General features: G+C 48.4%; 6 protein-coding genes. 2 read left to right on the plus strand and 4 right to left on the minus strand.

What is annotated here, in order from left to right; translation table 11 throughout:
* Window positions 1–37 precede the first annotated feature (37 nt).
* A complete protein-coding gene (locus ACQ5DJ_RS22050) occupies window positions 38–1,171 on the plus strand; it encodes a M20 peptidase aminoacylase family protein (RefSeq protein WP_429844326.1) in 1,134 nt (377 codons plus the stop codon).
* A gap of 2 nt (window positions 1,172–1,173) precedes the next feature.
* Window positions 1,174–2,322: an o-succinylbenzoate synthase gene (gene menC, locus ACQ5DJ_RS22055; protein ID WP_429844327.1), complete on the plus strand. Its 1,149-nt coding sequence runs from the start codon at window positions 1,174–1,176 to the stop codon at window positions 2,320–2,322.
* 73 nt (window positions 2,323–2,395) lie between these two features.
* Here the strand turns inward: menC and ACQ5DJ_RS22060 are convergent, their stop codons facing one another.
* The 4 genes from ACQ5DJ_RS22060 to ACQ5DJ_RS22075 all read right to left on the minus strand — a co-directional run bounded on the left by ACQ5DJ_RS22060 (window position 2,396) and on the right by ACQ5DJ_RS22075 (window position 5,846).
* Window positions 2,396–3,304, minus strand: coding sequence for a hypothetical protein (locus ACQ5DJ_RS22060; RefSeq protein ID WP_429844328.1), 909 nt, complete (start codon window positions 3,302–3,304; stop codon window positions 2,396–2,398).
* Window positions 3,305–3,446: 142 nt separating this feature from the next.
* Complete coding sequence (locus tag ACQ5DJ_RS22065) at window positions 3,447–3,734, minus strand: HesB/YadR/YfhF family protein (protein ID WP_429844329.1); 288 nt, start codon at window positions 3,732–3,734, stop codon at window positions 3,447–3,449.
* Between the two features lie 145 nt (window positions 3,735–3,879).
* Window positions 3,880–5,175 carry a sensor histidine kinase gene (locus ACQ5DJ_RS22070; protein ID WP_429844330.1) on the minus strand — a complete coding sequence of 432 codons (1,296 nt, stop codon included), beginning with the start codon at window positions 5,173–5,175 and terminating at the stop codon, window positions 3,880–3,882.
* Entirely contained in the window at window positions 5,172–5,846 is a 675-nt protein-coding gene (locus ACQ5DJ_RS22075) for a response regulator transcription factor (RefSeq protein WP_429844331.1), read from the minus strand. Before ACQ5DJ_RS22075 ends, ACQ5DJ_RS22070 begins: the two co-directional genes overlap by 4 nt.
* Between the last annotated feature and the right edge of the window lie 313 nt (window positions 5,847–6,159).

Genomic DNA, 6,159 nt, shown 5'->3' on the forward strand with positions numbered 1-6,159 from the left:
CTTATCGACTACTCACGAACAAACCGATGGAGGAACCATGCGCACAACGATCAAACAATTGCAGCCCGCCATTTTTTCTCTATACGAGCATTTACACCAGCATCCAGAGATCAGCTGGGAGGAAGTACAGACCACCTCGTTTATCGCTGACTTCTTGAAAAAACACAATTGCCGCGTCACTACCTTTGACGACGTGACGGGTGTTGTTGGCGAATGGGGCGATCTGACGCCGGGAAAATTCACCGTAGGCGTACGAGCAGACATGGACGCACTCTGGCAAGAAGTAAACGGCGTCTTTACCGCGAACCATTCCTGCGGACACGATGCGCATATGACTATGGCCTTAGGCGTCCTCATGGTATTGCAGGCAATGGACGTCCAGCTCCCTGGGCGCCTGAAGCTCATTTTCCAACCAGCAGAAGAAAGCGGAAATGGCGCACTTGTGATGGTGAACAAGCAAGTAGTGGACGATATTGATTTTCTGTACGGTGTCCACCTTCGTCCCATTCAGGAAATCCCGCGCGGCACAGCTGCTTCTGCCATCTTGCACGGGGCGGCTGGCACGATATTCGGGCAAATCAAGGGTGCCGATGCTCATGGCGCACGACCTCATCTCGGAGTCAACGCTATCGAGGTAGCCGCAGCGATTGTTGAGCAGTTAAAAGGCATTCACCTCGATCCGCTCGTCCCTTATTCCGTCAAAATGACTCAACTCGCAGCCGGCAGCAAAAGCAGCAATATCATTCCGGGCTCGGCGCAGTTCCACTTAGACCTGCGGGCACAGACGAATGAAGTTATTCACTCCCTATTTGCCCGTGTCGAGCACATTTTGCAACACGTTTCCCGCCTCTATGAAGTTGAGCTGTCTTACGAAATCACCGAACGTGTCTATGCAGCGGAAGTGAACGAAGAAGCAAGACTGATCATGGCGGATGCCATTACCCAAACCTTGGGGGTAGAGAAGCTCGAACCGCCGATCCAGACACCGGGCGCGGAAGACTTCCACTATTACACAAAAGAACGTCCACAGCTTCGGGCGACCATGCTTGGTTTAGGCTGTGGCCTGACACCAGGACTTCATCATCCGCAGATGACTTTTGAAAAAGAAGCACTGCTAGACGGCATCGAGATTTTGGCAAGAACGGTACTGAAAACGTTTGAGGAGAGATGAACTTGAAAATCGAACGCGTGGACCTGCAACGAATCAAAATTCCGTTGAATTCCCCTTTTGAGACGAGCATGGGAGTCGAAACCCACAAGGAATGCATTCTGGTGCGTGCATACAGCGGTGCCCATGTCGGATTCGGCGAAAGCGTCGCGATGGACGTCCCCGTCTACAACGAGGAAGATGTTGATACGGTCTGGTACATGCTCGAAAAGTATTTGATCCCGCAGCTGTTTTCACGGGAGATCGAGCATCCTGATGACGTATCCCGCCTCTTCTCCTGGATGCGCCGTAACCACATGGCCAAAGCCGCTTTGGAAGGTGCCGTCTGGGATTTGTACGCCAAAATGAACGGCCTCTCCCTCTCCCAAGCATTGGGCGGAACTCGTACAACGATTGACGTCGGTGTGAGTATCGGAATCGAGCCGACCATCGAAAAGCTGCTGCAACGCGTAGAAGGCTTCATCCGTGACGGCTACAAAAAGATCAAAGTGAAAATCAAACCAGGCTTTGATGTCGAGCCAATGCGTGCGATCCGCAACACATTTGGACCAGATGTTCCACTGATGGCAGATGCAAACTCTGCGTATACGCTGGCAGACATGGAGATGCTGAAGGCTTTGGATGGCTTCGGCTTGATCATGATTGAACAGCCATTGGCTCATGACGACATCATTGACCATGCGACCTTGCAAAGGGAACTAAAAACACCGATCTGCCTCGACGAAAGTATCCATACGGTGGAAGATGCCCGCAAAGCACTCGAGCTCGGCAGTTGCCGGATTATCAACATCAAGATCGGTCGCGTAGGCGGTCTGACCGATGCCAAGAAGATCCATGACCTTTGTGAAACACGCGGCATACCTGTTTGGTGCGGAGGAATGTTGGAGGCAGGGATTGGCCGTGCGCATAACATCGCGATGGCTTCGCTTAGTAACTTCACGATTGCTGGCGACACATCCCCTTCCCATCGCTACTTTGCTGAAGATATCGTGACACCTGTCATAGATTTTGCAGCACCTGGTATGCTGGCTGTACCAACAACTCCAGGAATCGGTTTCGACATCAATGAATCTGCTATTCGCAATGCCCTGATCGAGCATAAAAGCTACTATGCAAATCGGGAGTCTACTACGACTGTCATTCCTACCTGGTAAAAGACTCATCTGAGATGAAAAAGAACAGAGAGTGCCTATTGGCCTCCCTGTTCTTTTTATTTAGGTGATTGTATTAATCCGTAATCGTCAAAAGCTTGCACAAATTACGTTCGGCATGAGCTCTCTTCTCCGGCGGAAACCGCTTTAGCAGATCCAACGCAGCATATGGAAGCTTCAATGCATGAGGATCGCTGTATAGTCTATCCCAGTATAGCGGTGAAAAAATCTCCTCGAACGCTGGCTCCTTCACCTCTTCCTCCAAAGTAAACGGAGGAACATGGCGATTCAAATAGATTTGAAGACGATGATTTACGATACCGGGCTTCACAATATCCTCATAACCGAATCGCTCCAGATCTGTTAACGCATGAGCATGTGTGATGTTATGGACGACCTCGCTCGCCAAATGATAGCGTACTCCGTTAATATCACGCGGCGGAATAACCAAATGCAGCTCGTCAAACGCTCTCTCTGCCATCTCTGCAGTTGTATGGTAAGGCGCAACTTCGTCTTTGACAACGTCAATCGTCATGCCATGATAATTCTCGATGCCCCAATAACGGTCTTTCCTGTCTTCTGTCGTCGCTTGGAGAATCCTGACCAGACCATCCACCACAGTAGGAGTGATCATGTCAGGGCGTTCGCGCAGTGCTTTTAATGCTAACACACCTAGTGCTAGTCCATGGCCTGAGGTCCGCAGCTGCTTCACATTTTGCTGGAGGCCATCGATGACGTGCTGTAACAAGGAGGGATCAGCTTGCTCGTCTTGATCCAGTGGAACAAACCATTCAGGTTTTTGCTTGCGGAAGGACTCGCATGTCCGCTCAATGCCCTCTTTTACATGTTCAGGGAGATCGTGCTCACGATCCATGAAGTATCCTGCCAATAAGGCTGCCCCATAATGACCGTCGAACCATCCTGCTACAGCTGCACGTGCCATTCCCGTAATGCCAAGCTCCAAGTAAGAATCAAGTAAACGCATGTAACTTCCTCCTTTTTACATTTATGTACCCATCATATACTATACATTTTTGTTTGTAAAGTATGATATTTTAGTTTTTCGCACATGGTAAAAGGCCCCGTATATCCGGAGCCCTTCATCTACTAGCTATCCTTTTCCTTATTTAGTCCAGTTTAAATTCTACTTCGTCTGTCTCTGGCCGATAATCGACAATCAACCCTCTTCCATTCATATACCACAGCTCATCTTTTTCCATATAAAATGTGATGCCATCCTCTGCTGTCGAAATGCCGATTTCATTCGGCGACTCTTTGGCAATCCCCATCGAGAATGAATCCTGAACCGTACTAACGCCTCCATACCGGACAAAAAAACGAATGCTGTCTCCTTCTTTGCATCCCCATTCTTCCCGAAACCATGCTACCGCTGCTTTAGTGATCGTCATGTTCATTAGTACGCCACTCCTCTCTTCCTCTTCCTATAGTTTACTTCAATTTAGAGATATTTGAAACATAAATGTATGTTAAATAGAATTGCTCCACTATTTGAAAAAAGAACCGATTCCCTACACTGGGAAAACGGTTCTATCTATCTGTTTAAGGCTTTATTGGAAGTGTAACCAAAAAACTCGTTCCGATCCCTACCTCACTGCTGACCTGAATCTTTCCGTGGTGCGCGTCCACGATCCATTTGGCAATGGAGAGTCCCAAGCCTGTTCCTTCGGTCGCTCGAGAGCGCATTTTATCCACCCGATAGAAGCGATCAAACAAATACGGAATATCCTCTTTGGAAATCCCGATCCCACTGTCTTTTACGAGAATCGAGACGCGACCGCCTTCTTTTTTGCAAGAGACAAAAATCCGGCCGTCTTCGTTCGTGTACTTTAAGGCATTGTCCAGCAAGATGACCATAAGCTGATGCAGGCGTTCTTGGTCCCCCACCATCTCAATGGGTTGCTGGATGTCTGTTTCGAGACGAATTTCCCGTGCGATGGCAAGTTGTGCAAAAACCTGGGTGCATTTCATCGCGACTTCGTCTAAGCGCAGCGTTTGATTCATGATCTGCAATTCGTTAGAATCACTGCGAGCTAGTGTGAGCAAATCAGAGACGAGCTTGCTCAAGCGCTTGGCCTCCTGCATCCCAATCATGATTTTTTCGCTTTCCTGCTCGATCGTATGATCCGGATGTCTGAAAAGCCTCTCCAGATTGACCATGATGGCCGTAAGCGGCGTCCTTAGCTCATGAGAAGCATCTGCAATAAACTGCTGTTGTTTTTCCCACGAAACTTGGATCGGGATGAGTGCCCTTCTCGCCAAAAACCACCCCGCCACGATCGCAATGACAATACTGATAATGTCAACGATCACCACAACGTACAGCAAGCTGTCCAGCATGTTTTGCTCAGGTGCCAGATTGTAAATCAGTTGAAACTGGTACGCGGTCTGTATCCGATTGCCTACAACGACCTTTTTCGGAACGGTAACTGTCTGCACGCGATAGACTTGTCCATTCACAGTTTTCGTTTCGATTCCGTCTGCTTTTCCGTTATGCTGGAATTCTGCGTATTCCTCTGGCTCCAGCCTGTCACCAAATGCGGTCCCAATGACACGACCAAAGCTATCCCAGACGAGTAAAACATACCGGCGATCCAGATCGTTAAACTTTTTCCTCTCCTGACGGTTGAATGGGAAAGGGTCGTCTTCAATCCGGTGAAGACGAGGCAAAGAATCAACTGCCAGCCTTTGACCGACTTTGGTCATTTCTCGGTCCACCTGCGAATAGAGACGGTACTTCATCGTGTAGTAGACTGCACTCCCCAGCCCGTTCAACAAGAGCAGCACCACTACTACGTTCAACGTTACGAGCCGAATCCTCGTTTTTCGAAACATCATTTGTCTTCCTTTTTCAAAATGTAGCCCACATTACGGATCGTTCGGATGAAGCCTTCGTAAGCACCCAGCTTCTTGCGCAGGTAGTGGACATACAAATCGACCACTCCGTAGTTCGCTTCTGAATCAATTCCCCATATACGGTCAAAAATTTGTTGGCGCGTCAATATTTGCTCCCGATTTTGCAGGAAGTACTTAAGCAACTCGTACTCCTTCGTCGTTAGCTTCATCGGCTCATCATCAACAAAACCGTCATATTCATTTATCTTCAGTGATAGAGGTCCGTATGCCAGCTCGCCTTCTGTGTTCTGTTTCCCTTGTCGGCGTAAGAGTGCTCTCACTCTCGCCGTCAATTCTTCGGCCGCAAAAGGCTTGACCAAATAATCGTCGGCTCCGGCATCTAATCCCTCGACTCTCGACTCTACGCTATCTTTTGCCGTTAAAAATAAAACCGGCGTCATTATCCCTTTTGTACGCAACGTTCTCACTAGTGAAAGACCATCCATTCCTGGCATCATAATGTCCAGGACCAACAAATCGTAGATGCCGCGTTCCGCCAATAACAAGCCGTCATCTCCGCGCTCTGCCTTATCCACCTGATATCCTTCATCGGTCAGGACTCCTGCAATTGTCTGAAGCAGCGCTTTTTCATCCTCCACTGCAAGAATAAGCATATTTATCCCTCTTTCATTTGAAAAAGCTGTATGTCATTCAGCATAGCATAATCGAATGGAATCACAATAATGACCACACTCGCCGATCTTGGCTGTGCACACGCTTCTTTTATTAGAGCACGTATTTTTTTGAATCAGATTTGTAGGTGCTGGCGGAAACACAAAAAAAGCTGCATTCTCCATTACTTTTTACAAGTAATCGGGAATACAGCTTTTCGTCTCATTCCTTCAAAACTGAATACGCATGATTGCTAAGAATGTGTGGATAAGTCCTCGACCGATTAGTATTCGTCAGCTCCACGCGTTACCGCGC

Origin of the sequence: Brevibacillus sp. FIR094, from assembly GCF_050477165.1 — a bacterium.
Classification (GTDB): Bacteria; Bacillota; Bacilli; order Brevibacillales; family Brevibacillaceae; genus Brevibacillus.

Coding starts and splice junctions, on each gene's coding strand:
- ACQ5DJ_RS22065 (WP_429844329.1), bottom strand. CDS start 3,734: ATGAACATGACGATCACTAAAGCAGCGGTAGCATGGTTTCGGGAAGAA.
- ACQ5DJ_RS22075 (WP_429844331.1), bottom strand. CDS start 5,846: ATGCTTATTCTTGCAGTGGAGGATGAAAAAGCGCTGCTTCAGACAATT.
- ACQ5DJ_RS22050 (WP_429844326.1), top strand. CDS start 38: ATGCGCACAACGATCAAACAATTGCAGCCCGCCATTTTTTCTCTATAC.
- ACQ5DJ_RS22060 (WP_429844328.1), bottom strand. CDS start 3,304: ATGCGTTTACTTGATTCTTACTTGGAGCTTGGCATTACGGGAATGGCA.
- ACQ5DJ_RS22070 (WP_429844330.1), bottom strand. CDS start 5,175: ATGATGTTTCGAAAAACGAGGATTCGGCTCGTAACGTTGAACGTAGTA.